Here is a 24836-nt window from a genome sequence, read left to right as displayed (position 1 = left end):
AAATATCAATAAAAACAATGCACTATGCTCATATTAATAGGAAACCAAAAGGGTGGAGCAGGGAAAAGCACGCTCACCCTGTTGCTCGCCAACTACCTGACGCAACAACAAGAACGGCGGGTTACGGTGCTCGATATGGACTATCAGCAATCACTTTCCGCCAAAGCGGAGAAAGCAAAGATTTTGGAAAATGAACCGTTGTACGAAATCGTACCCGCCGACCTTGGCCACTTTCCGGCAATGCAACGGAAATTAGAGAAATCACGGGACGAAATCGTATTGATAGACCTGCCCGGCAAGATGGACGACGATGGGCTGATCCCCATATTTGCCGCCGCCGATATGGTAATCTGTCCGTTTGCCTTTGACGAATTTTCCATCGATTCCACATTGCTGTTTGCAATGGTCATTGGTAGGATCAACAAACGGGCGCCCCTGATTTTTGTGCCGAACCGAATCAAGAACACCGTCAAGTACGAAACCCGGACAGAAGTCGAAAAGGTACTTCGCGGTTTCGGTACGGTCGCACCCGGTCTGCCAGACCGTATCGACTTCCAACGGGTAAATACGTTCCAGACGCCGATCATATTATATCCCGTTATCCTGCCGCTCTTAGACCTGATCTATGAACAGTACATTGCTAAGGAGGAACCATTATGAGCGGAATAAAAAGCCTTGCCGACGAACTTCGGGATTCCATGCGGAAAGGGAAACCGCCACAGTCAAATGAAAATCCTCCAGCAGAACCACCAAAGGACACACCAAAGAAAAAAACGGAAACGTTGGAAAGCCTGTTTGAAAATATCCTAAGCCATGAACTGACCGGGCGGGAAAAGCTACTAATCCGTTTGGACGACAAGACCCTTTTCCTACTCAAACAACTGAAAGTTGCCAAAGGTATTGACATGAACAAGATCATATCTTACAGCCTGCACCAATTTCTAAAAAACCATCCCGAACTGACCCGATACATCAAAGAACACATTAAAACCATTGATCTATGAACTGGACACAATTCCTGCTAGGCGTTACCGCCATCTATGGCATTTACTATGCCCTTAACGTACTGTATGACCTGTTTATCCACCGCCGTGCTCCACGGGCGGCCGATGGAGGACGCGAATTGACATTTGATGAAGATTCACCGCTCGAAAGGGTTATCACGGAACCATCCAAAAGAGAAAACGAACTAACGGCAAAAGAGGGAAAAGCGGTTATCTCGTCCGGCCTCCTGCAATCCACGGGAGGCGTCAACCTAAAGCAACTCGTATCGCTCGTACAGGGTGACGTGGTCGAGTACACCAAAGCCATTCCTTATTAAATCCATTATGCGATCAATCCGTTTTGCGATAGTATCTTTTATTGTCATTTTTTTTGCCCTTTGCGCCACCGCCCAGCCCGGCCTTGATGAGTTTTATAAGGTCAGCGGAGAAGTCAACCGTTTTTATTTCAGCTTCTCCGATCTTGCCCTTGTCATCGGTGCCGTATGTGGACTGCTCGGTGGATTACGGGTGTACAGCAATTGGCAGTCTGGCAAGCACCACATCGATGCGCAGGTCATGGGGTGGTTCTTTTCCTGCCTGTTCCTGTCGCTCGTCGGTGCCGCGCTAAAGGCCCTTTTCGGGGTACACTAACCGCCCAATCATTTTTTATTCACTTTTTATCCATTATCTCTATGACAGTAAACACTAAAAAACTGTTTGCAATGACCGCGCTTTGTCTTTCCGCGGCCCGATCAACATTTGCGCAAGGTGGTACCGTAGGTATCGATGCCGCCACATCATCGCTTACCAGCTACGTAGATCCCATTTCGACGCTCATTCTGGCCATCGGCGCCGTGGTTGGGTTGATCGGGGGAATACGGGTGTACATCAAGTGGAACTCCGGCGATCAGGACATCAATAAGGAATTGATGAGCTGGGGCGGTTCCTGTCTTTTCTTGGTGCTCGTGTCGGTGGTCATCAAAGCGTTTTTCGGCGTATGATACAAGAGCGTTATCCGATCTATAAGGGGCTGCAAAAGCCCCTTATTTACCGCGGTTTCAAGGGCAAGTTTATCTATTGGGGCATAGGCACCCTTATCGGCGGTCTGGCCGTCGGTGGCCTTATCGGTGCCATGACCAATATGTATGTCGGGGGATTCTTTACCCTTGTCCCAATGAGCGCAGGACTTGCCTATACATTCATGAAACAAGCTGATGGCCTGCACGACAAAACCCGTCATCGCGGAGTGTTTATACATCCCATCCACTTATCAATTCGTTATGAAGTCAGAGAAAAAGTCAACCTTTGAGATACCCTATGTGGGTATCGACCATTATCAGGGGATGGCCATGCTGTACGGTAGCCACGGTGATTTTTCAGTCGTGATGCGACTTACCAATCCCGTCTTACAATATGGTGCCGATCCTGAAGCTTATACCACATTCCAACAAGTGTTGTTGGGTGTCGTCAAAATACTTGGCGAGGGGCATATCATCCAAAAACAGGATGTTTTTATCCGGCGAAAATACAGAGTTGAACCAGCATCCGAATTTTTGCAACAGAAATATCAGGACCACTTCGACGGACGGGAGTACACGGAGATCAGAACCTACCTGACCATCACCCGCCAGATCAAAAGAGGGGCTTTCTATATATACGACAAGCGGGTACTCGTTAACTTTGGACAGAACATGGCCAAAGTGTTCGACCTGCTCGTAGGTGCGGGGCTTTCGCCGGCTTACCTGACCGAAGCCGAGATAAACCGCTTTACGAACAGGGTACTCGGAATGGAGTTTGAACAACCCCATATCACATTGAACAATCTTCGTTGCGGAGACAGCGAGTTGCAGATAGGAGAACAGACCGTTCGCTGTATTAGCTTGGTCAATACGGATTCCGTAGACTTGCCCGAAAAGGTCGGGGCATTTGCTTCAAGAACCGAGACAAGCGGTATGCGTGATTTCCCGGTGGACAATCTGTTTTTTATGCACCGTGTTCCCGGTTATCGTACCATTGTCTATAATCAGCTATTGCAGATACCCAGCCAACAGGTCACACTCGGTAAACTCGAAGTAAAGCGAAAAAGGCATTCGAGCGTACCCGATCCGGCCAACCTTATGTGCGTGGAGGACATCAACTTTTTATTAGTGGACGTGGCCCGTGAAAACCAGTTATTGGTAAATGCCCATTATTCCATGATCGTATGTGCCGATACGGACAGAATCGATAAAACGGTCAACTATATCGAAGCCGCCCTTTTCCAACAAGGGATCATTCCCTCACGGAATGCCTACAACCAGTTGGAACTGTTCCGCTGTGCCCTGCCGGGCAATGGTGTGGAACTGAAAAAATACGACTGGTTTCTGACGACCGCCGATGCTGCCCTTTGCTTCTTTTTTCGGGAAGCACTGCCCAGAGACGAAAAATCGGATTTCCTGATCCGGTTCACGGATAGACAGGGCATCCCCGTCGGTATCGATCCAGCCGACCTGCCGATGCGCACCAACCGTATAAACAACCGGAACAAGTTTGTGTTAGGGCCGTCCGGTTCGGGGAAAAGTTTCTTTATGAATGCACTCGTACAGCAATATATGCTGTACAATATGGATGTGGTCATCGTTGATACAGGGCATTCCTATTCCGGTCTATGCGACTACTTCGGGGGGAGGTACATCACTTGGTCAGATACCAAGCCGATAACCATGAACCCTTTTGCCATTGGTGAGGATGAATACAATATCGAGAAAAAAGATTTTTTGGCCACATTGGTCTGCCTATTGTGGAAAGGTGCGGACGGAACGGTATCACCTGTAGAACGTGACGTAATTTCCAATGTTATTTCATCCTATTACGCTGATTACTTCGGCGAAAAACAGAACGGTACCGACCAACTCAACTTTAATTCGTTCTATGACTTTGCCCTGCACAAGATACCCCAGATCAAGAGCAAAGAAAGGATACCGTTCGACCTCGATGAGTTTCGCTATGTGCTGAAAAAATTCTACCGCGGAGGGGAATTTGATGCCATATTGAACGAGGCCGCCGATTCATCCCTGTTTTCGGAAAGGTTCATTGTCTTTGAAATCGATGCGGTTAAGGAAAATAAGATTTTGTTCCCAATCGTGACGTTGGTCATCATGGATGTGTTCATCCAAAAGATGCGCCACCGAAAAGACCAACGGAAAGCGCTGATTATTGAGGAAGCGTGGAAAGCAATAGCTTCGCCATTAATGGGCTCTTATATCCTGTACCTGTACAAGACAGTACGGAAGTTCTGGGGCGAAGCGGTCGTGGTCACACAGGAATTGGTGGATATAATCGGTAATGCCGTGGTAAAGGACAGTATCCTAAACAATTCCGATACGGTGTGTCTCCTTGACCAAAGTAAGTTTATAGAGAACTATGGCGATATTGCCAAACTCCTTGCCATCACGGAAACAGAACGAAAGAAAATATTCACGATCGGAAAACTTGACAATACCGTTGGTCGCTCCCGATTTAAGGAGGTGTACATCCGGCGTGGGTCAATAGGTGAGGTATTCGGCGTGGAAGTGAGCATTTACCAATACCTGGCATTTACCACGGAGAAACCCGAAAAAAGTGCCGTGGAAATCTATGTAAACCACCATGGGAACTATCAATCGGGACTGGAAGCATTTGTGTCCGATCTGGAAAAGAGTGGACTTGTTCTGGACACGTTTGTACGACGGGTAAACCAAACAAACACACCCATTGAAACACCAAGAGAATATTTTAAACCTGATTTTACATGAAACGATTTATTGCAATAACGATCCTGTCCTTTGCCTTGTTTTATGCGAGAGGTCAGATCTATATCGACCCCGCTGTGGCAGCCGCAACGGGTGTCCATGCCGGAGTAATGAACAGCCAGCTCAATAGCGTGAACAGCAACCTAACGCTAATCCAACGTGGACAAATGGCCGTCACCGGCCAGTTCTTAATCGTGAACGATTTGCAGGACAAGATTTACAAAGGATTAAGTGAAGTTTCCGGCGTTGTTCGTTCACTGCTGACGGTAAAGGACATTGCTGGTATTTCCCTTGACATCATTAACGACGTGGAAAAGGCAATGAACATCGCAAGGGGAAATCCGGCCCTCCTGCTGTTCGCCGAAGCGGGTGCAAGGGAATTTAAGACACGGGCGACCAACCTGTCTGCCGAGGTCAGCGCCTTTGTGCTAAAAGGTGGAAAGGACAACCTAATGGATTCGGGAGAGCGGGCAAAACTGCTGGGCCGTATAAGAACGGAGTTGACCATCTTGCGAGGCGTAGCCTTTGGGATGCACAGAAGTATGTACTGGGCGAAGCAACGCGGTATCCTTAACTCACTCAACCCATATGCTGGATTTATCAATATCGACAAACAGATTGCCGATGACCTTATCCGTAATTCAAGATTGCTCAAACGATGAGATACATAATCCTAACCCTATTGCTTTTGGTCATCGCCTTGACCAGAGCAAACGCACAGCTCAATGTGGAACTGCTCCACCAATTGGTACAGCACAGCAAAGATGAATACGACCGCCAGATTACTACAAGAAACCGACAGGCGATCACCACGGCCAACGAAGAAGTGAACCGAGAGGAAACCTCAAAACTCAAAACCCGTTACCGAGAACTGCACAGCCGTTTTCAGGTTTTGGGAACGGCATTGCAGGGGCTTAGCATGGGACTTGAATCTGCACCCATCGTAACCGAGATCATAGACCAACAAAAAAGGATTATAGGCATTGTTTCCGCACACCCCGAATTTCTGTTGCTTGCCGTAGATGCGGAAAGGGATATGGCAGAAAAAGCTGTTCAGCTGGCCCGTTACCTGACCGGACTTTTTATCAGTATCGGCGAGCTCAACCAGATGAAAGCGAGTGACAGGCGAATACTTTACGGACACGTCCTGCAGGAGCTTCGGAAGATAGCCGGAGCATCACGGGGGCTTGCAGTTACCATGTACTATTCGACACGAAAAAAACTGCTCGATTCCCTCAATCCATTTTCGGCCTATATCAACGAGGACAAGCGTATAGTCGATAATATTTTAAGGCAATTGGAGGAATTTAAACCATGAAAACACAACTCATAATCTTGCTTTTTATCTGCCTGTCAACGTCGGTTTTCGGACAAAGCTATGTGACGATAGTCTATGATGCCAAGCACCTTGCCATCGTAAACGAGAACGGTGCGGTCAGATTGGTTTCCGAACAGGCCCATAACAATATGCTCGGTAACATCCGTGGAAGTATAGACGATATTAATGTCAACCTTTCTTCCGTGGTGCTGGTGCAGAACATGATACACCGCTCACTAACCGAAGTGGATCGGGCGCTGAAATCCGGCCGCTCCGCGCTCCACATTTCACGGCTCGTTCAGGACATCGCCACCCACAGCACAAAAATGTTGGAAACCGCCAAAGGCGAAGCATGGTTACTACTCTTTGCCGAGGACGCCAGCCGCCAGCTAAAGGACAGGGGAATAAACCTTGCCGCCGAAGTCTCCGAGTTTGTACTTCAAGAGGGGAAAAACGTACTGATGGACTACGAGAAAAGAGACCACCTCATGCGCAAGATCATTCTTGAACTGAAAGTGATACGGGCGTTGGTGTTCAGCATGGAAAGGTCTATGTATTGGGCGAAGGCTGGCGGCGTACTGAAAACGGCGAATCCATACCGAAACTTTATCAATATGGACAAGCGCAAAGCGGACGAGATCATACGGAACTATTATCTACTTAAAGACTGAATATGAAACCATCATGATTTATTCAAACCACCCAATGGGATGAATAAATCTGATAGCTTCATCACCATTAAAAAACAATTAAATCGATGAAAACAAAATATATCACAACGCTACTGTTGTGCCTGTTCTCCATCACGGGAACAATGGCACAGAACGTGAAGCGACAGACCGACAAACATATCGTGAACCAACAGGAACGCATGGTTCACAAGCAATGGGATCGCAAGAAGTTTACGCCGACAAGTGGCTTTCTCGGTCTTAACTATCAATATTGGCTCACCTGGGCGTGGCACCCCAACTACCCCAAGACCGACCGCCGGCCGTTGAGCGGTACGGGCCCGCAAACTCTAAGGATGGGTATGGTATTGGGCATGCAACAAACGGACGAAGCCTATAAAAAGCATACGGACACCATCCGAAACGTAGCGGTCACGGAGGCCCTCAATTATTCCGGTCTTGTCACGGAGGCCGACCCCTTATGGCTCCTGTATTACCGCAGGGAATTTGGAAACCTGACGGGCGACACGGACACCGACCCACTTGCCGGACTTTCACGGGACGTCGGGGATTATTTGAGGAACAAAGGTCTATTGGAATGGTACAGCGAAGAACGTGCGGAACTGGGTGAACGGCTGGAAGCGGCCCGAACGACCACGCTAGACCGTGGTAGCCGTATCATGGCCTACCATCGTTTGCTTGTGGAACACAGGAAACTACTGTCCGCATGGGAAGCCAAAAAGAACTATGCTGCCAAATTCCTTTCATTGGCGGGGAGCCGTGACCGCCTACGTAGTGACAATCCTGACCATCCGGAGTTTTCGGGCAATCGCTCCGACGTACAGATTGCGGAGGACATCCTAAAAAGAACCCAATAACCAAAATCAGATTACTTTATGGACTTTATAAACATGACGGGGCTAATGTCCCGTTTTTTATTGCAGGGAAACCCTGTAAACGTGCCCGATTCCTTTAAGGAAACGTTCAACTTTTTGCAGGGGAACGGTGTCTATGAGGAGGGTGTCATGCACTTTCTCAAAGGCATGAAAAACACGGTATGGACACATTTCGACACGTTCATAACCGATGCACAGGCACTCGCTGCCATCTTTATGCTCATATTCTTTGCCATCAAATCATACGAGATGATGGCGGGTGACAAGAAAATGGAAATCATGCCTTTGTTACGGCCGTTCGGGCTGGTGATGGTCATCATCTGGTGGGGAACGTTTACCCGTGTACTTGCATACCCCACGGACATCGTTGCCGCCAAAACGGAAAGCCTGTTTGACCGCGGACAGATCGAAGTGAACAACCTACGCCTGCAACGAGCAAAACTCATGGTTGAGGTTGCCGACCAACTCACCACCATACAGGCCGAAACCGAGATTGCCGAAAAAGAAGCAGATACGTGGTACGGGCAGGCATGGGATGCGGTCACCTCAACGGTAAAAGAGGGTTTTGCTTCCGTATGGAATCCAATAGTCGAACTTAAAAACCGTATGCAAGTCGGATTACAGCTATTGGCAACCTATACCTTAGAAACGTTGGCCGTTTGGATATTGCGCATCTGCGTTTATATCATATTCATTATCCAGATCATCTATTCGACCATCCTTATCATATTAGGTCCGTTTAGTGTCGCCGTCTCAATTCTACCTGCTTTTCGGGATTCCTTTGGTACTTGGATAGCCCGGTTTATCTCGGTCAATCTGTATTCGGGCATTGCCTATCTGGTCATGCACATCGCCAGCCTGTTCCAACAGTATGCAATGGAGGCCGAGATCACCCGATACCAACAACTCGTTGACAGTACGGGCGATACAATGGAGAAGATGGCCGTGTTTGCAGGTAACGGACTTTTGAGTTTCGGCATCGTCATCGTGACGTTCCTGATTGGAGGGCTGACCATGCTCACCGTACCGAGCATCAGCACATGGATCGTATCGACAAGCGGTATCACCTCGGCCGCAAGCACAATGGGGCGTGGCGCAACCAATGCAACCCGCATGGCACGGAGGATGATCGCCAAATTTTAGAACCTTTAAACACTTTGTTTTATGATAATAAAAAACATAGAATCCAAGATCAGACTGGCCACCTTTATTGCGGGAGCAAGCCTGACCGCCGCCCTGCTCATGGTAGTGGCGGTATCTTTTTTTGCCTACAAACAGGTCGGCAATGCACGGAAATCCGTGTATATACTTGATGCCAACAATGTACCCATGTCCGCGAGCCAGACCGACGTAGAGGTAAACAGGCCCGTGGAATACCGAACACATATCAACCTTTTCCATTTGCTGTTCTTTACGCTCGCGCCCGATGAGAAGTTTATCGAATACCAGATGAAAAAAGCCATGTACCTGATCGATGAATCCGGTGCATTGCAGTATAATAATTTACGGGAAAAAGGCTTTTTTAACTCCGTGCTATCGTCCAGCTCCGTGCTCACCATCCGGACGGACTCCATCCACGTCGATCCGCTAAAGAAATACTTTAAGTTTTATGGCAAACAGACTATAGATCGGCGCAGCTCTACCGTAATACGCTCGCTAGTCACCGAGGGTTATTTAAGGAATCTCGAAATGCGCACAGAGAATAATGGTCACGGTGTACTGATAACCCGATGGAAAACACTCGAAAACAAAGACATCAGCTATGTTCAAAAAAATAACTTCTAACCGTTCACCGGATACAACGGTATGGGCAGCATTTTACGAAGAATTTTGCAAGTACATCGATGGAAGTATCATCCCTGCCAAACGATTAATTGAAGCTCGACCACATGCGGTATTTTCCATAATGGTGATAGCCATCCTGATTTCCGCCAGTTGCTTTCTTTTTCTTCCAAAGGAAATACCGAAGAAAGAGCCTTTACAACTTTCCCTACAGCAACCCCTAATGGATGGAATGGGGAGTGTTGTTACTACCGTTTCAGCTTTAAAGGAACTACTTGAAATCCGTACCGTCCTCGACACACTTATGCGAAAGGAAAGTTTAGACAGTTCTGACAGCCTTTTGATGGAAAGTGCCATCGACAGGATGCAGATTCTCGAAGGGCGACTGAGCGAAGAAAGCAATCACCAAAATTTACCCTAATACAATCCAAAAAACATGAAAATCAATTTTAAACAACCGCGCTATGTGCTCCCCCTCATAGTGCTACCTTTTCTATGCCTGTTTTTTTACGTCTACCAAACAGGTTTTGCTAAGGAAGAAGCACTTGGGCAGGAGGGCGATCCCTTACAGGGACAGATTGCTGAGGTATCAGAGGATGTCAAGAGCCGTGCGCTATCCGACAAACTTGCCGCTTATCGCGAACAATACCGCCGTGGTGATGGCTATACGGCCATAGGTCAATTACAAGAAGAAAGAGCTGAACAATTCCGTTTTGATGAACTCTACAACGAGGAAGAAAAACGTCGACTTGATTCCATAGGGCGGGCGCTAAAAAATCAGCGAACTATTTCCACTAGTGGAGATTTAGAAAATGACGATGGGGACAGAGCCTTGCAACAAGCTCTTTCGTCATTACTGCGAAAACCCGAATCAACTAAAGCGGAAACGGACAAAACTGATCCGATGGAACTTTTTCGTAAACAGATGGCCTACGCAGATAGTATGGCAAGGGCGAACGATCCCGAGCAGCAGGCCGCCCAAAAGAAACGTGAGCGCATGGAAGAAGGGAAAAGAGAACTCGAAAACCAGCCCCGTCTATCCGTTTCCAAATACAGTACAAGTCGGGGAACATTCAACACCATCCGTCCCGAGACTGGAAATACTTTCATACAGGCCATCATTGACGAGAACATGACAGGATACGCCGATTCACGTTTACGTATTCGACTTATGGATGATCTATTGGTCGGTCCGCACGTGGTCAAGAAAGGCAGCCACGTATTTGCAAGGATTTCTGGTTTTTCTGGACAACGGGTGTTGCTTACCATTACTTCCATTGTGCACGAAAACAACATATTGCCCGTGAGCCTCGAAATCTACGACAACGACGGCTCTCCCGGACTGTACGTGCCTGCATCAGCCTTCAGGGAGTTTAGCCGAGAGCTTGGCGGTAACACCACTCAGGGAGTAACCCTGCAGCAACAGTCCGAAAATAATAGTCAGTTGGTCATGAGTGCCATTCAACGGATGTTCCAATCCACAACGACCGCCGTGTCGAAGCAAATTCGGAAGAACAAGGCCAAGCTGAAATTCAACACGATGGTGTACCTCATCGATCCACAAGCTCTCCGCCAAAGCCAGCAGAATTACAAACAGTAAAACCACTTTAATATTTCACCATGAAAAAGAAACATACTTTTCCAATACTTTTCCTTTTATGTTTTCTAGGATTCTCAGCACACAGTCAACAGGCTACGGATATCCAGTTAGAAACACTTCCCGAGTTGAGCATGCACCGTGGACATACAGTGCATATACTTTCACCTGAACCCATTAGGTACGTTGATATTGCTTCGCATCAGGTATCGGGCGACCTGCCCCTCGAAAATGTATTGCGTATCAAATTGAACGAGGACACCACGCAGACAGAATACCTCGATTACGAACTTGGAACAGTTACCATTGTGGGCGATAACTTCTTGGCGCAATACCGTCTAACGGCCCCACTATGGATTGATGACAAGAGTATTCCAGCCATGCTTGAAATCAAACCTGATCACACCCGACCGTTGGAAATATCAGAAATCGGATTGAGCCGAAGTCAGATGAAAAACCTTGCACTTGGCCTGCTCGCAAAAAATGTCCTTCGTCCGCTAAGGAGCAAGAGGGATTACGGTATAGGTATCGCATTGAATTGCATAAATACAATAGGTGACTATATCTTTCTTGACGTATCGTTTACCAATACCTCGAACCTTTCTTACAATGTGGACGAGCTCCGACTTTTCATTGAGGACAAGAAGATTGCCAAAGCAACAAATGTGCAGGTCGTTGAGATTAAACCCCTGTGGCAATACCAACCGTTGACTGAGTTTAAAAAAAGACATCGCAATGTGTTCGTGCTGAAAAAAGCAACCTTTCCTGGCAGTAAGGTGCTACGGGTAACGCTCACTGAAAAGCAGACTTCCGGCCGTACAGTCAACCTAAAGATAAAGTACGGAGATATTCTGAATGCCGACACCTTTTAGGTCGGTTTTTTCCAGCTTTTTAATCACAGACACTGATGGAAGACTGGCGAAGCCCGCCTTCTAGCAGATGAAAAACAAGTTATTTATGGAAGAAACCAAAGAGCAACAGGGACTTTACCGCTCCCTACAATTTGGCATATACCTATCCATCGTCCTTGAAGTCTTTTTGTTTTTCTATGTAGATAGACTCCTCTTAACAGGAGTAGCAAATAGCAGTTTGCTATTCTTTGCGGAGAGGCTTTCAAGGGTGCTGTTCTATGCCGATTTGATAAACAGTAAACTCTTTACGCTCGTACTGATCTGTCTAGTTTCCATCGGAACGTTAAGCCGAAAGAAAAAAGACCTTAATTCCAAGACTCAGATCGTTTACCCATTGGTATTGGGGATGCTCATTCTTTTTTCGGGCTTGTGGTTGCAAGGACGTGAAGCGGCTCGAGTATGGGGGCAAATGAATTGGTATGACCTTGCCTATATCACGAGTGCGTTCGCGGGAGCAGTTTTGGTACATGTTGCAATGGACAACGTGTCCAAGATCATCAGCTCTAACTTTGGAAAGGATCGTTGGAACATCGAGGAAGAATCTTTTATGCAGCCTATCAAACCCGTGGTGACTCCGTATTCGGTAAACATCCCTATATTATTTTATCACAGGCGCAAAGTCCACAAAGGATTTATACCGTTGGAGAATTTGTTTAGGGGTTGTCTCATTTGCGGAGTACCCGGAAGTGGTAAATCGTTTGGGGTCATTATGCCGATTATCCGCCAAATGATCGCCAATTCGTTTACCATGTGCTTGTACGATCTGAAATATCCCGATCTCGGCAAGATCGCCTATTACCATTACCTGCTGGCCAAGCAGAACGGTCGGTGCAAGGATTACCGTTTCCATGTTATCAATCTCAACGACCTCGCAAAGAGCCGTCGAGTAAACCCTCTAAAACGCGAATACTTGAGTACGCTTGCCGATGCTTCGGAAACGGCCGAAGCACTTGTCGAAGCCTTGAAAAAAGGAGACAAAAGCGGTGGTAGCGACCAATTCTTTACGCAGTCCGCCGTCAATTTTCTTGCAGCCTGTATCTTCTTTTTCAGCAGGTACGAAGATGGGGTTTTTTCCAGCCTGCCCCATGTACTTGCCTTTCTTAATCTTTCGTATGAACAGATTTTTACGGTGCTGTTCAGTAATGGGGAGCTTGCTTCCCTTTTATCGCCATTCATGTCTGCCTACAAGGCAAAAGCATTCGATCAGTTGGAGGGGCAAGTTGGTACCCTCAAAATCTTTATTAGCCGAATGGCTACTAAGGAAACTTTTTGGGTTTTCGGTGCGGATGATTTCGAGCTCCAAATCAGTAACCCCAAGCACCCCGGTATCTTGGTGCTCGCCAACGATCCAAGCACACAAAGCATTAATTCCACCTGTTTGTCAGTGGTACTTAATCGGGTCACCAAACTTATCAATACAAAGGGTAACCTGCCCATAGGTTTAGTGGTGGATGAGGCCCCTAGCTTATATATTCACCGAGTAGACATATTGGTAGCACAGGCCAGATCCAATTTATCAGCGGTTGTCTTGGGGCTTCAGGAGTTGCCTATGTTGCGCCAACAATACGGCAAGGAAACAGCGGAAACCATCACGTCCATTATGGGTAATGTGCTGTCCGGCGCAGTCAGGAGCAAAGAAACATTGGAATGGTTGGAACGCTTGTTTGGTAAGGTCAAGCAAACGGGTGAAAGCCTAAGCATCGACCGTACAAAAACCTCGCTTTCTTTGAACGAAAAACTAGAACCGCTCATTCCGGCAGGGAAAATAGCATCGTTAAAAGCAGGTGAAATTGTTGGTGTCGTTGCCCGTGATACAATAGAAACCTTTACGGGCAAATATGAGACCACCGCGGTAAACTGTCGTGTCAACCTGGACATGGAAGCTATCAAAATAGAAGAAGCGAATTATCGGGAACTGCCCACTTATTACGACTTCGGTGATCGAAAAGAAAACATCCTACTGTCCAATTTTTTCCGCATTAACAAGGAGGTTGAAAAAATTGTCGGACAGTTCGTTTCCATCTAGGACAGCATTCAATTTCCCACATCAAGTGAAATAACGGAGTACAAAAAAGAAAATAGTCACCCGACTTTTTAAAGATAATGTAAGCCTTAAACCAAAAGCCAAAACATCATGAAGAAACCCAAACGTTCCGCAGGCATTCGGAACAGATTCGCCATGCCAGCTTTTTTTCTGGGATGGTTGATGCTCGTTCCCTTTATACTTTGTGGACAAGTTGCCGACTATAGCCTACCGTTGAAAGAATTGGGAGTTACATCACCGTTTGGATATCGTGTTCATCCGATCAGCGGTAAAGCTTCACTTCATAGCGGTGTTGACTTTGCCGCCCGTTCCGACCCTGTATTCAATGTGCTTGACGGTCGGATCAAAGCAACTGGAAAGCAGAATACACTTGGTAAATATGTTCGGGTACTTCATGGAGATGTGGAAACCATTTACGGTCACCTTTCCCGGATACTCGTTTCGCCTGGTGATACAGTAACTGTGGGGCAACCCATTGGTATTACGGGAGCGACGGGCAGAGTGACTGGCGAACATTTGCATTTTTCGGTAAAATTCAATGGACAATTTCTTGATCCTTTAAAATTCCTACGCCAGCTAAGAAAACAATTAAATCAACCCCTAAATATCGAATAACATGAACTATCATTTAAAATCACTGCAACAAAAATTAAGTGTTCTGGCCAGCGGTGAAGACATAGGACTTACACCAGCGGAAGCTGCCATTTATGGCGCGGAATACGCAGATGAATGGTCAGATGGTGAATCTCTGGAGGTGGATGAAGATGAATAGTAAATATTCAAAATCTCTGCATGAAATAGTTGCGGAGAACATTATCAAAAAACTTGAACAAGGTAGGGCACCGTGGCAGAAACCGTGGAATAGCAATAGTCCAGCATTTGAACTGCCCTATAACGCCATCACAGGTAATCGGTATAAAGGGATTAACAGCCTGTCATTGTTATCGTCAGACCGGGAAGATCCACGTTGGATGACGTTCAATCAAGCTTCCGCTAAAGGTTGGAATGTGCGTAAGGGGGAAAAAGCATCTCTAATTCAATTTGTTAAGACCCATGAGCTTATTGCCAAAAAAGACGAAAAGGGTAAGCCGATTTTGGATGAACAGGGTAAACCTGTAAAAGCTAAAGTAGGTTTGGACAGAGCAATCATTACCAGCGCATGGGTATTCAATGCGCAGCAGATCGACGGTATTGAACCTATGGTAAAACCCGACGTAAAGCAAATCCAATGGAACCCCATTCAACGGGCTGAAAATATTATTCACGCCTCGGGAGCAGACATAACTCACAAGGCTGGGGATCGAGCCTTCTACAGTCCGTCAATTGACAGCATCACTATGCCGATGCGTGAACAATTCGACGCATCGGATAAATACTATTCCACTTTGCTACATGAGCTGGGTCATTGGACGGGGCACAAGGATCGTCTTGATAGAAGTATGATTGGCAGCTTTGGAACAGAGGGATACGCCCGCGAAGAACTCCGTGCAGAAATCGCTTCCATGCTTATCGGTCAGGAACTCCATATTGGCCATGATCCAGGCCAGCACATTGCTTACGTGGATAGTTGGATAAAGATATTACGCGACACACCTTTTGAAATTCACACGGCCGCTGCCGATGGTGAAAAAATTCTTAATTACCTTTTGGCATTCGAGCAGAAAAGGGAGATCAAAGCGGATGCTAATGTTCAGGCCGACGCAAGATTCCAAAGAACGAAGAAAAGCAGCCTAGATATAGGCGACGAAATTCCATATAACAACACTTTGTACAAAGTGCACGGCTACCTGAAACGTGACCGTATGCGTGTGGAAGACTTAACTACAGGAAATATTTTCCCCTTGTCGAAAACTGATCGGTTATACAATTCTTTGCTTCACGCCAAACAGCAACCAGATACTGTCAAGGTAGGTGAAGATCTGCATCGCCCAGTAAATGCCGAAAAGGAGGCTGTAGCCAGCTATGGTATCAGAAGATAATGTCTAAAACTTAACAAACATTTACATCATGAAATATCCTATCAAACAAAATGAAATGCCCATAAATGAATTCGGAAAATTGGGGCTTCACAAAAACGGAGGGTTCAATATCAGTCCAGAGAATATGGAAGCCCTGCTTGCAGGAAGAAGAACCGGTATGTTAAGTATGGCAGATCTGAACATCGATGGTTTTGCCATCCGCAGGCTTGATGCAAAGTTATCTCTTACCCGAGGAGAAAACGGTACTGTTCAGCTCAACATTCATCCGATCTATCGTGAACCACAATCGCATCCGCTATTGAGTGACGACGAGGGAAAAGCATTGATCGCAGGTGAAAAGCACGCTGTCAATAAAGAACAGGAAATTGACTTCAACAAACAGAAGAAAGTCATCATTGAATATGATGAACTGACAAGGGAATTTGTTTCTTATGATCCCGAAGAAATGCAAGTGCCAATCCGAATAAACGGTGAAGAACTTTCCGAAAAGCAAAAGGAGGCTTTCCGTGGCGATGAAGTTGTGGAACTCGCAGATGGAACGAAAATCCAACATTCGGCAACGGATAACAAAGGCATCCGTTCAGACAGTAAAAGGCTTATCCTATCCGTGCTATTGGACGGCGGTATCTCATACATGGTATTCCGTGGAGTCAATAACCTAAGAGGTAGGCTCGAACCACAAAACGAGGGGTACTCCAGAGGCTATAATGAAGCATTAGCGAATATGATGTTGATTGATAAATTACAAAGAGAACAAGGAAAAGAAAAAACCGTTCAAGACCTTGCGCAAAATCTTAGGGATAAGCAAGAGGGTATGGGCTATAATCATACCGTTGCGCGGTAATGGTATTTATCCAATTAAAAGCTGAAGTGCGAAACTTCTTCGCACCGTATATCAGTATAGTCGAGGATGACATTCAGTTTACTTACGAATTGGATAATCAGGTACTAGAACATGAGCATTGGGGTGAAAAGGGTGTCCGTATTCCTGTCTGTAAAGGTATGTGGTTGGTGACGGAGGGCTTGCCTATATTCGTCACCCATCTTTTTGCCGGTCATTCCGCAAGCGATCTGTTGTGCTTTTGTCATTATCACCCCAATTGGATGAACCCGTCCTGCTTGAGTGCATTTGCTTCGTTGGGTTTATTACCAACTAAAGAGCAGTTTACTGGGCTTAAAATCCTATTCCCAAATGCTAAAATACATACTGTATTCGATGCGGGAATAATTGGTCGTGTGGCCGATTGCAAAGTGGCAACGTGGCAACTCGGTACGAGTGCAAGATTTAGTCTTGTCGATGACCAAGTGGAGTTTCGTTTTAACAATAAAAGATACTTTATTCCAGCCAGTGTTTTTTCACTGAGCCGTTTTGAAAAGTTTTCTGGTGTGCGTTCGGGTATACGAACCCATAAACCAAAAGCACAATTTGAAACGTTCTATCAATCCTTTACAAGTATGGGCTAATCCTACCAGCCCACCTGCACCCCTGATCTTTAACTGGGTCAGGGGTTTTTGTCGTGTGTAAGTTTTAGCGAGAGAAGAAAGAACATATAGGGATAAAACGTATACCAGCTTGATATTAAGTTATAAATTCCCTTGTTTAATTAAGTCTGGCTGACTTCATTCTTCTTCTGAGCAGGTTTTTTCCATGTGCCCAACATCTTCATCTAAGTGATCAGATTGTAGATTGACAAGATAATCATCATCCATCATGAAATTGGGCAAATCTTCATCCTCCTGTTCTTTTGGTTCGTTAGGGTCTTTGTCTCGTTGATTGGAAAAACGTGCATCCCAGAATTTTTCGGCACGCAGCTTGCCTTCTTCGAACCAAACAATATACTTGCGAGTTTTCATAGGATGCTGGTCGCTTTTGATTTTATCATTTAGGGCATTTTTACTGCGAAACATATCAACGAACCAAACGATTTCCAAATTATTTTCCTCAATATTAGATAAAAATTCCGTTTTCAGAACTACTGTAATCTCTTGGCGGTCATAATTTGCGCGTCTAACAGAATGATTAATTGCAATCACTTTACCGTTGTTGTCCAGAAAAATGTGATTTGACATTTCACTTATACCCATCAAGTCTCGAACATTCTTAGAAGGAATATACGTTTCGTCTTCACCATCAACTGTATGTCGTGTTACACTAGTCACGGTATACAGCATCTCCTTCTCTTCTCCGTTCGGCGGCAGATAATATTCGTCCTTCTCTTCTATTTCTCCTATCCAAGCCATCCATACAATATCCGAAAGTTTGGCCACACGATCTATTATCCCCTTTGCGAGATCGAAGAAATCTTGGAGAAACAGACCGTTCATCCCCATTAATCCCGCAGAACATGAACTACATCAAACCACTCAGTCAGTTTTTTAGCCTGACGCAGCAAGACGCCAACCTGTCGGCCACGCACCTCAGCCTGTTTATGGCCCTTTTCCAGCTTTGGAATGAGTCACGCTTTACGGCACAGCTTCAGATTACCCGGCATAAGGCCATGCAGCTAGGGCGTATCCATTCCAAGGCAACCTATCACCGCGCAATCTGGTGTTTGCACCATCAGCGATACATCGATTATCAGCCTTCATACCACCCACATTTGGGAAGTCATATTTCCTTTTTTCCGCTAGAAAATTCGGATACCAGTACAGCAGATGAACTAGATACCCGTTCAGTAAATGAACCCCTTACTAGTTCAATTGCGATACCTGACCATTTGCTGTCCACCAGACTCACAAAGAACCCTTTTAATAAACTATATACTTTAAATAATAATACTTCTATTATAAATAATAGAAGTCGCGCGCGCGATCAAAAGAGGGAAGAAAAAATAAATTCAACTAGTGCAAAAAATGGTGTGGTAGCAGCTCTTGATTTTGAAAAAGAAAAAAGTTGCGCGAAAAAAGAAAAAGACCTGCCGCTGAGTATGGAGTTAGTCTACGCGTTCTTCATAGAGCAGCAATCTACCAAGCAGCAAGTCAGGCGATTTGTGGACCACTATTCGTCCAACGGATGGCTCGTCGACGGTAAGTCGCCCATGAAGGATTGGAAGGCTGCCGCCCGCAACTGGATCGGCAATATTGATCACTATGCTAAACCCAAAAACCATGCAAACTCGAATCGTGCACAGCAGCTTCACACCAACAACCGAAATGATTACTCCGAACCACTTTGAGCAGGAGAAAGTCTTTCGATACATCTATCAGAAAGGCCAGCAGCTCTACGGGAGTCATTTCGCCCTATGTCCGCACGACAAAGACGTGATTATGCAGCTATCGGCTTATTTTCTGCGCGATGAGCAGCGCTGCGAGGCCTATCAACTGGATCTGGGTAAGGGCATTATGCTGACCGGGCCGATCGGCAGCGGCAAGACTTCCCTAATGACCATCATGCGTATAGTGGGAAACAATGGCTTTGTAATCAAGAACGCACGTGATGTGACCTTTGAGTTTATTCAAGATTGCTATGAGGTGATCCATCGTTACAGTCGTGGCAAACTCTATCAACCAGATCATCGAAGCTACTGCTTTGATTATCTGGGTATTGAGAATAATATCAAGTACTACGGCAACGAGTGTAACGTGATGGCCGAGATCTTACTCTCTCGCTACGATTTGTATGTATCTAAGGGATTAACTACCCATATCACGACCAACCTGTCCGCAACAGAAATTGAAGAGGCCTACGGCAACTGTTTACGCTCTCGCTTACGCGAGATGGTAAACCTCATTGCTTTCGATCAAGAGGTATCGGATAAGAGGAAGTGAGGGAGTTTGATGACAGTTTTTGTAAGCTAGATCATTTGATTACAAAAAACAACCGATTTTTGTAATCAAATGATTCGTTATCCATTAAAGCAGATGATACAAATTTGGATCAAGATGTTTGAGACTCTTTTTAAAAATACGGTTTTCCGTAAGTAGAATATTCTTTTATTCACTAAACTTGTCAGTTGAAATAACGGCGATCAATCGCTTGAGGGTTTTAGCATCTACACCAAACACAATTTTTAGCTAACTAGAGAACATGCATCACCATAAAATTTTCGACGCCATCAAAAGTGAGCTTCTCAAATATGACCACACCAGCATCTTAAATCAATACGCGGACTATCCACATTTAGATCTCGAAATTTTTGGAACCTTAGGGCGTCACAGAAGAGAATTCACTACTTCCGTTGAGATGATTAATACATTGCGGGAGCACATCATGCAAAGCAATTTGGTACTTACCGAAGACCAATATTACTGGATTATTAACATCTGGGGAGGGATTGGTAGCTTCAAGAGGTCTCAAAAAAATACGGCAAGAATCTCCAAGTTTTTATATTCTCTTCATTCTAACAGGCTTACTACAGATTTATTTTCCGTCATCTCCTCTTTGTCTAAAATAGGCTCATTTAGCGATGCAGAGAACTATTTCGTTTACGATTCTCGAACGGTTTACACATTTAACTGGTTGATATTAAAAGCTGACATAGCAGAACCTCGATTTTTTCCAATGCCCGATAGCAGAAACGCCAAGTTGAAGTTGTTTGACCTCAACACGATCATCGCATTAAAATACAAGGACAGGATTCTGCAAATACCCAACAATTATAGCATTACGCCATTACTTTTTACGCGAGATCAAGCGTATTTCACGTATTGTAAGCTGATTAAATATTTGCATCAATATGTACTCATTGAGCAGCCGATCTGGACGGTAGAGATGTTGCTGTTCTCTATGGCTGATCATCAGATTTTTAAAGAAGTTCAAGGGATAAAATTAGTATGACAATGACCGAATTTAACGATAAAATAGAACGCTGGCTACAGGAAGTGACCGATCGCTGTCATGGGTTTGCGATCAAAGCAGATTTAGACTTTTATGCCTTTCAAACCAAAATAATCTCCAATCCGGAATTACTTATTGTAGGGATTAACCCTGGGAGTAATGGAAAATATACAGATTACCTATCCAATAATAAGCAAAGCAAAAGACTGCCACATAGCATTCATTACACGGAAAATTTACTCGTGGAAGGAGGTAAAGGCTGGGAAGATGGGATGCAATCAACACGTCGCAAGTTCAGGGAAATGTTTCACGATGAACAACTCTTTACGGTGTTACAAAACTCAGTCATGATGAACGCGATATACTTTAATACGGTTGGCTCTAGCGACCTAACTATATTGAGTGACGAGATAGAAACCTACTGTGTAGAGAAAACCAAGGAGATGATCGAAATACTGGATCCTAAAAATATATTGATTTTCTCTTCTGATAAATTGTGGCTTAAAAAAATTGGAGTTACGGATATCGAACAAATAGACCGAATTACAAAATCTGGCCAATGGAATGGGCGTGCCATTCTGGCTGTTCCGCATTTTTCGGCGAGAGGGCATAATAAGAAAGAAACAAGAAACGAAATCGGTCAGATGTTAAAAAATCACTTAAATTTTAAATAAAATATACACGCATAAAGTATTGTCCGTAAATTTGTCCGTAATATAAGCGAGCGAGATATGATGAGTGTAAAATACTATTTAGACCGGGCAGATAAGCTAAACTATTGTCCAATCCATTTGGTGATTCGGCAAAAGGATTTGAAGATTAAGGTGTCGACGGGGGAGAAGGTTTTAAAAGAAAACTGGGATAGCAAAAATCAAGTGGTCAAGCATACTGATCAGTCATTTTTAGTCATCAATAAATACTTGTCATTTCTAAAAAGTGAAGTCGAAAAGCATATAGAAAAAACTCCTCATTCAGTACTGACGGATAAAAACATAAAAGACTTAATAACAAATCTGACGGAAAGTAGGAAAGAGAATAACGACATCAAGATCTCGCTTGAAGAGTCCGTTAAATACCATAAAATGGAAAAAATAGCGTTTATCGATTTGTTCGCTGGCGCGGGAGGGTTTAGCGAAGGCTTTTTACAAGCAGAAACAGCGCATAAATACTATGATTTTAGATTAGCCAATGATATCAATGATAATTGTGAACTAACACACTTAGCGAGGTACAACTATCAATTAGGTATGGATGCCGAGTTTCTGAGACAAGATATCACCGAACCGGACTTTATAGATAACCTCATGGCAAAGGTTAGCGGACAAACAATAGATGTCGTGTGTGGAGGTCCGCCATGTCAGAGTTTTAGTTTGGCAGGAAAGCGGAAAAAATTTGATAAGAAAGATGATTTATTTGCCCACTATTTGAATGTCATTAAGATTCTTCGTCCAAAATATTTTGTGATGGAAAATGTGAAAGGCATCTTGACAAAAGAAGGCGGGAAGATCAAAGAGATGATTTTACAGGAAATTAGATCGATTATCGATTTAAAGGAATTTCATCAATTGATAAGTTTTGTGGCTACGTTGAAGAAAGCGAGCACTTCCGATCAATTTATATTAGACTGCTATTTACAGCGGCTCAACTTTGAAAAGGCGATAGACAAGGACCTGGATGCGATTAGAGAGAGTTATATACAAGGTGTGGAGAACAGATTTAGGATTCTCACCCCAAAGATTGCTGACTACAAAACCAGTAAGACTGATCCAAACTTAGCCACCATTCGTAATGGGTTTAAGCTGCTAAAGCGAGCAAAGGAGTTGCAATACGTTCGTAAAAAAGTTATTCAAGAGAAAAACTACAGTGATCTGGATCAGGATTTCTTCGCGGCTAAATTTGATGATTTTTTGGTAGCCATCGAGCCTACCAATATAATACAGGAGATACACGATTCGTTTGAACGACTGAGCCCAGCACCAGCTTTCAAGGGAGATATTGCGGATATCATTTTAGCACTCGAAATCTATAATTATTCCTTTGATGAGTGTGTGCAAGGATTGACGAAAATAGCAAAAAGCCAAAATTCAGAGCATCAGCTGAATGATATTTTGTCGCATATTCGTTTGTATAATATTGACCAACCTTTCGTCGCATTAGCCTCCGATTACGGCGTTCCTCAAAATCGGGAACGAGTATTATTTATAGGCTGCCGAAAAGATCAGAAGCTGATAAAGACAGTGCCGGCTACTGTCTCTAAATATGAAAAGGTCACTGTTTTTGAAGCCTTGTATGATTTAGATTTTTTGGGAAATGATGAGGAAAAATTTAATTATGAGCACGTCGATTTAAAGGCTAAGTATAATGGTAATTCGGCTAAGATGAGTGCGTTAGTGAAAAAACGTACGATCGACGGCAAGCCGAATACAGAAAGCGGTCTGACATATGCAGAATGGTCTAAAGCGGGAAGGCTGAACGGACGATTTAAGACGGCTAAAAATCCTTTCTATGTTAGGAATTTCACCGAATTAGAAAATACGTTAACACATGTGGTGGCGCCATTACAAAATCATAAAACAAGCAAGCAAAATCAGGATGTAGTTAAGCGTCTAGATGTGATCCTACATGCTGGCAACTATGATGAGGCAAAGGAAGAGTTGAAGAAAGTAGGACTGAGCTCTGAAAAAAGAAATTACAATGTGTTGAAGGCGGACGGCATAAGCCCAACGGTAATGACCATTCCAGATGATTACGTGCACTACGCAAGCCCACGAGCTTTAACCGTTCGAGAGATGGCCCGTTTGCAATCCTTCGATGATAGCTTTGTTTTTCAAGGAAAGCGTTCAACAGGCGGAAACAAGCGGAAGTTTGAAGTTCCTCAATACAGTTTGGTCGGCAATGCGGTGCCGCCTTTAATGGCCAGAGCCGTAGCATTAGAAATTTTAAACCACATAGATTGATATAATTACGATTAAAGTTATGAACAGCTTAAAAATTATAGGTAGAACTAAAGATCTAAGAACAGAAACAAATGTCTTGTATGCTGAAATCCTTATTAAAGATTATTTAGCATTGGTAGGTGAAGATTTCGATAAATTTGAAATTCAGCGCAAAAGAGTTGACCCCAAAAAATACATTAGGCTAAAAAATGATATAAAGCAGGGAGCATTATTACCAGGGATTACTTTAGCAATAGAATTTTCCGAAGTTGAAAAGTATTATGAGCTAATCGATAGGGGAGATTACAGTGGAGTAGCCGATTTGCTTAGTCAAGAAAATGAAATTTATATCTTAGATGGGTTACAAAGAACCTATATAATTGACGATTTAATAAGAGAAAACACAGAATTTAAAGATGGACAAAAATTACTTTTGGAAATTTGGTTTGAGGAGAATATAGACCATTTAATATATAGGCTTATAGTTCTTAATTCTGGTCAAAGACAGATGTCTATGAGGCATCAGGTAGAATTGCTGTTTATAACTCTAAAAAAGAATTTAGCGAATGATGTTCAAGGATTAGAATTGTATCTAGAAAAGGAGAATCAAATTCGAAGTAAACCCAAAAAATTTGCATTTGATAAGATAGTAAATTCCTATTACAGTTTTTTAACGAAGAGTGCTGAGATTGATAGGGACAATTTGGTAGTAAAAAAATTGAATGAAGACGACGTCCTGTCCTCCACCGAGAAGGAGTTAAATGAAAACTATACTTCATTCAAGAAATACTTGCAAAGATATTGTGAAATAGATTTTGAAGTTTATCGAATTTATAACGGCGATGACTTCTTAGGTAATTTTAAAAACTGGCTTAGCGAAGAAAATACGATGAAAGCTTTTTTTGCTGCCGTTTCTAAGTTTAAAATTGATGAAAAAAGAGAGAAAAGGATGGATATTGCATTAGATAAGCTATTGTTTGATTTAAGAGGTGCAGAAGTTGGTAACGATATATTAGGTTTAGGTGTCTTTAAAGACGTTAAGGGGGGAATAGACCCCAAGAAAAGTAACGTCGGTATTGCTCTAAGAAAGACCATTATGGATGGATTCAGAGAATATTTTATGAACGAGGGGGAAGAAACATTTATTGAGTGCTTAAAGATTGCTGCTCAATAGT

Annotated in this window: 29 protein-coding genes; 28 read left to right on the top strand and 1 reads right to left on the bottom strand. The window is 44.2% G+C overall.

Features of this window, described 5'->3' with window-relative positions; genetic code table 11:
* The first annotated feature begins 24 nt into the window (after positions 1–24).
* The 22 genes from GKO22_RS05220 (at position 25) to GKO22_RS05115 (ending at position 17412) form a co-directional block, all read left to right on the top strand.
* Positions 25–660 (top strand): ParA family protein, encoded by a 636-nt coding sequence (locus GKO22_RS05220; protein WP_166333039.1) that lies wholly within the window; start codon positions 25–27, stop codon positions 658–660.
* Positions 657–1004, top strand: a complete 348-nt coding sequence (locus GKO22_RS05215) for a hypothetical protein (RefSeq protein WP_166333038.1) — start codon at positions 657–659, stop codon at positions 1002–1004. The genes GKO22_RS05220 and GKO22_RS05215 overlap by 4 nt, the downstream gene beginning before the upstream one ends.
* Entirely contained in the window at positions 1001–1321 is a 321-nt protein-coding gene (locus tag GKO22_RS05210; RefSeq protein WP_166333037.1) for a hypothetical protein, read from the top strand. The genes GKO22_RS05215 and GKO22_RS05210 overlap by 4 nt, the downstream gene beginning before the upstream one ends.
* 7 nt (positions 1322–1328) lie before the next feature.
* Positions 1329–1634, top strand: a complete 306-nt coding sequence (locus tag GKO22_RS05205) for a DUF4134 family protein (RefSeq protein WP_166333036.1) — start codon at positions 1329–1331, stop codon at positions 1632–1634.
* Between the two features lie 41 nt (positions 1635–1675).
* Positions 1676–1984 carry a DUF4134 domain-containing protein gene (locus GKO22_RS05200; RefSeq protein ID WP_166333035.1) on the top strand — a complete coding sequence of 103 codons (309 nt, stop codon included), beginning with the start codon at positions 1676–1678 and terminating at the stop codon, positions 1982–1984.
* On the top strand, positions 1981–2292 hold the full coding sequence (locus GKO22_RS05195; protein ID WP_206367824.1) for a DUF4133 domain-containing protein: 312 nt from the start codon (positions 1981–1983) through the stop codon (positions 2290–2292). Before GKO22_RS05200 ends, GKO22_RS05195 begins: the two co-directional genes overlap by 4 nt.
* Positions 2264–4756: a TraG family conjugative transposon ATPase gene (locus tag GKO22_RS05190; protein ID WP_166333034.1), complete on the top strand. Its 2493-nt coding sequence runs from the start codon at positions 2264–2266 to the stop codon at positions 4754–4756. The genes GKO22_RS05195 and GKO22_RS05190 overlap by 29 nt, the downstream gene beginning before the upstream one ends.
* Positions 4753–5415 (top strand): hypothetical protein, encoded by a 663-nt coding sequence (locus tag GKO22_RS05185; protein WP_166333033.1) that lies wholly within the window; start codon positions 4753–4755, stop codon positions 5413–5415. The genes GKO22_RS05190 and GKO22_RS05185 overlap by 4 nt, the downstream gene beginning before the upstream one ends.
* Positions 5412–6071, top strand: a complete 660-nt coding sequence (locus tag GKO22_RS05180; protein ID WP_166333032.1) for a hypothetical protein — start codon at positions 5412–5414, stop codon at positions 6069–6071. Before GKO22_RS05185 ends, GKO22_RS05180 begins: the two co-directional genes overlap by 4 nt.
* Complete coding sequence (locus tag GKO22_RS05175) at positions 6068–6742, top strand: hypothetical protein (RefSeq protein ID WP_166333031.1); 675 nt, start codon at positions 6068–6070, stop codon at positions 6740–6742. The genes GKO22_RS05180 and GKO22_RS05175 overlap by 4 nt, the downstream gene beginning before the upstream one ends.
* Positions 6743–6828: 86 nt before the next feature.
* On the top strand, positions 6829–7617 hold the full coding sequence (locus GKO22_RS05170) for a hypothetical protein (RefSeq protein ID WP_166333030.1): 789 nt from the start codon (positions 6829–6831) through the stop codon (positions 7615–7617).
* A gap of 18 nt (positions 7618–7635) precedes the next feature.
* Entirely contained in the window at positions 7636–8778 is a 1143-nt protein-coding gene (locus GKO22_RS05165) for a plasmid transfer protein (RefSeq protein WP_240920143.1), read from the top strand.
* Positions 8779–8799: 21 nt separating this feature from the next.
* A complete protein-coding gene (traK, locus tag GKO22_RS05160) occupies positions 8800–9420 on the top strand; it encodes a conjugative transposon protein TraK (protein ID WP_166333029.1) in 621 nt (206 codons plus the stop codon).
* Complete coding sequence (locus tag GKO22_RS05155) at positions 9398–9838, top strand: hypothetical protein (RefSeq protein ID WP_166333028.1); 441 nt, start codon at positions 9398–9400, stop codon at positions 9836–9838. Before traK ends, GKO22_RS05155 begins: the two co-directional genes overlap by 23 nt.
* Before the next feature lie 15 nt (positions 9839–9853).
* Positions 9854–11017 carry a conjugative transposon protein TraM gene (gene traM / locus GKO22_RS05150; RefSeq protein ID WP_166333027.1) on the top strand — a complete coding sequence of 388 codons (1164 nt, stop codon included), beginning with the start codon at positions 9854–9856 and terminating at the stop codon, positions 11015–11017.
* A gap of 20 nt (positions 11018–11037) precedes the next feature.
* Entirely contained in the window at positions 11038–11886 is an 849-nt protein-coding gene (traN, locus tag GKO22_RS05145) for a conjugative transposon protein TraN (protein ID WP_166333026.1), read from the top strand.
* A gap of 85 nt (positions 11887–11971) precedes the next feature.
* Positions 11972–13951 carry a type IV secretory system conjugative DNA transfer family protein gene (locus tag GKO22_RS05140; protein WP_166333025.1) on the top strand — a complete coding sequence of 660 codons (1980 nt, stop codon included), beginning with the start codon at positions 11972–11974 and terminating at the stop codon, positions 13949–13951.
* 108 nt (positions 13952–14059) lie between these two features.
* Entirely contained in the window at positions 14060–14584 is a 525-nt protein-coding gene (locus GKO22_RS05135) for a M23 family metallopeptidase (RefSeq protein WP_166333024.1), read from the top strand.
* 1 nt (position 14585) lies between these two features.
* Entirely contained in the window at positions 14586–14741 is a 156-nt protein-coding gene (locus GKO22_RS05130) for a hypothetical protein (protein WP_166333023.1), read from the top strand.
* The gene (locus GKO22_RS05125) at positions 14677–15948 is read left to right on the top strand and encodes an ArdC family protein (protein WP_317165700.1); all 1272 of its coding nucleotides are present in this window, start codon (positions 14677–14679) and stop codon (positions 15946–15948) included. The genes GKO22_RS05130 and GKO22_RS05125 overlap by 65 nt, the downstream gene beginning before the upstream one ends.
* A gap of 55 nt (positions 15949–16003) precedes the next feature.
* Positions 16004–16792, top strand: a complete 789-nt coding sequence (locus GKO22_RS05120; RefSeq protein WP_166333021.1) for a DUF4099 domain-containing protein — start codon at positions 16004–16006, stop codon at positions 16790–16792.
* Positions 16792–17412 carry a hypothetical protein gene (locus GKO22_RS05115; RefSeq protein WP_166333020.1) on the top strand — a complete coding sequence of 207 codons (621 nt, stop codon included), beginning with the start codon at positions 16792–16794 and terminating at the stop codon, positions 17410–17412. The genes GKO22_RS05120 and GKO22_RS05115 overlap by 1 nt, the downstream gene beginning before the upstream one ends.
* Positions 17413–17568: 156 nt before the next feature.
* On the opposite strand, the gene GKO22_RS05110 is transcribed toward GKO22_RS05115, so the two are convergent.
* On the bottom strand, positions 17569–18273 hold the full coding sequence (locus GKO22_RS05110; protein ID WP_166333019.1) for a hypothetical protein: 705 nt from the start codon (positions 18271–18273) through the stop codon (positions 17569–17571).
* A 20-nt stretch (positions 18274–18293) separates the two neighbouring features.
* Here GKO22_RS05110 and GKO22_RS05105 point away from each other — a divergent pair, with 20 nt between their 5' ends.
* From GKO22_RS05105 to GKO22_RS05080, 6 genes are all read left to right on the top strand, one after another.
* Positions 18294–19124, top strand: a complete 831-nt coding sequence (locus GKO22_RS05105; protein WP_166333018.1) for a hypothetical protein — start codon at positions 18294–18296, stop codon at positions 19122–19124.
* Complete coding sequence (locus tag GKO22_RS05100) at positions 19102–19716, top strand: P-loop NTPase family protein (protein ID WP_166333017.1); 615 nt, start codon at positions 19102–19104, stop codon at positions 19714–19716. Before GKO22_RS05105 ends, GKO22_RS05100 begins: the two co-directional genes overlap by 23 nt.
* Positions 19717–19975: 259 nt before the next feature.
* Complete coding sequence (locus GKO22_RS05095; RefSeq protein WP_166333016.1) at positions 19976–20725, top strand: hypothetical protein; 750 nt, start codon at positions 19976–19978, stop codon at positions 20723–20725.
* A 2-nt stretch (positions 20726–20727) separates the two neighbouring features.
* On the top strand, positions 20728–21399 hold the full coding sequence (locus GKO22_RS05090; RefSeq protein ID WP_166333015.1) for a hypothetical protein: 672 nt from the start codon (positions 20728–20730) through the stop codon (positions 21397–21399).
* A gap of 57 nt (positions 21400–21456) precedes the next feature.
* Positions 21457–23682: a DNA cytosine methyltransferase gene (locus GKO22_RS05085; RefSeq protein WP_166333014.1), complete on the top strand. Its 2226-nt coding sequence runs from the start codon at positions 21457–21459 to the stop codon at positions 23680–23682.
* Positions 23683–23701: 19 nt separating this feature from the next.
* Positions 23702–24835 carry a hypothetical protein gene (locus GKO22_RS05080; protein WP_166333013.1) on the top strand — a complete coding sequence of 378 codons (1134 nt, stop codon included), beginning with the start codon at positions 23702–23704 and terminating at the stop codon, positions 24833–24835.
* Position 24836: the final 1 nt, after the last annotated feature.

Source organism: Sphingobacterium chungjuense (assembly GCF_011316935.1).
Taxonomy (GTDB): domain Bacteria; phylum Bacteroidota; class Bacteroidia; order Sphingobacteriales; family Sphingobacteriaceae; genus Sphingobacterium; species Sphingobacterium chungjuense.
This window is presented reverse-complemented; position numbering and strand designations above follow the sequence as displayed.